Below are 1,076 nucleotides of genomic sequence, written 5' to 3' on the forward strand. Positions count from 1 at the left end.
TGGCCGGAACGTTTTAGTTTCACGAACTTTATTTATCTTCGGCAGAGAAAACTCAGTTTCGCTTTGGCGCGACCACGCAAATGCGCGAAACGTTAGGTGAAATTGCCGAGAGCGAAACTGCAAAAAAATCCACAAAACATTTTTTAATGTTACATTATTAGTTAACTTTGCCTGATGGAAAAGGTTAGAGAAATTATATTTTATGAGAACTATTTTTTTGAGTTTTATAATGCACAAAATGGAAAAGTCCAAGATAAAATTGATGAGATACTTTTTGCTATTACTGTTTTAGAAAGAATTCCGAGGAAATTTTTTGAACATATGACCGGCACTAACGGACTGTATGAAATCAGAATTGAATTAGGAGGAAATATATTTAGAGTATTCTGCTGTTTTGATGAAGGGAAAATTATTGTGCTATTCAATGGATTTCAAAAGAAAACCCAGAAAACTCCAAAAAGTGAAATTGAGAAAGCAGAAAAACTAAAAGAAGAATATTTTAAAACAAAAAATGAACATGGAAAAAGAAAATAAAAATATTACGACTTTTGATCAACTCTTAGATGCAAAATACGGTAAACTTGGAAATCCAGAAAGAACCAATTTTGAAATCAAAGCTAAGGCATTTGCTATCGGTGAACTGATTAAAGAAGAGCGACGATTGGCTCACCTAACTCAACAAGAGTTGGCAGATAAAACCGGCACTAAAAAAAGTTTTATTTCTCGAATTGAAAATGGTCATACTGATATCCAGCTTTCAACTTTATATAGATTACTGGAAATCGGACTAGGCAAAAAAATATCAATTTCAATCGGTTAGAACTAGCAACTTCACCTAACCGCCGTTTCAAGCCATTGCGGGGTTTTCGGTAGCCGGAAGCTGCGGTTTCACGAAGAAACATTATCTTCGGCAGAGAGAACTCAGTCCGCTTCGATCCGCAACGGCGTGAAGCGGCCTAACGTTAGCGGTCAGCCTAAAGAAAAATGGACAATTCAATAACTTAATGCAACAAGTCTAATCCTTAGATTTGCTGCCTTATGGACAAAAAAAGAACACGCCTCAAACTCGAAGAAAG

The 1,076-nt window shown here is 35.9% G+C and carries 2 protein-coding genes; both read left to right on the plus strand.

Annotated elements, in window-relative coordinates; all coding sequences use genetic code 11:
- The first annotated feature begins 174 nt into the window (after positions 1–174).
- The gene (locus BLP55_RS16635; RefSeq protein WP_091147565.1) at positions 175–534 is read left to right on the plus strand and encodes a type II toxin-antitoxin system RelE/ParE family toxin; all 360 of its coding nucleotides are present in this window, start codon (positions 175–177) and stop codon (positions 532–534) included.
- Positions 518–820, plus strand: coding sequence for a helix-turn-helix domain-containing protein (locus BLP55_RS16640; RefSeq protein ID WP_170826907.1), 303 nt, complete (start codon positions 518–520; stop codon positions 818–820). Before BLP55_RS16635 ends, BLP55_RS16640 begins: the two co-directional genes overlap by 17 nt.
- The last annotated feature ends 256 nt before the right edge of the window (positions 821–1,076 follow it).

The sequence above is a fragment of the Flavobacterium caeni genome (assembly GCF_900101895.1).
GTDB classification, from domain to species: Bacteria; Bacteroidota; Bacteroidia; order Flavobacteriales; family Flavobacteriaceae; genus Flavobacterium; species Flavobacterium caeni.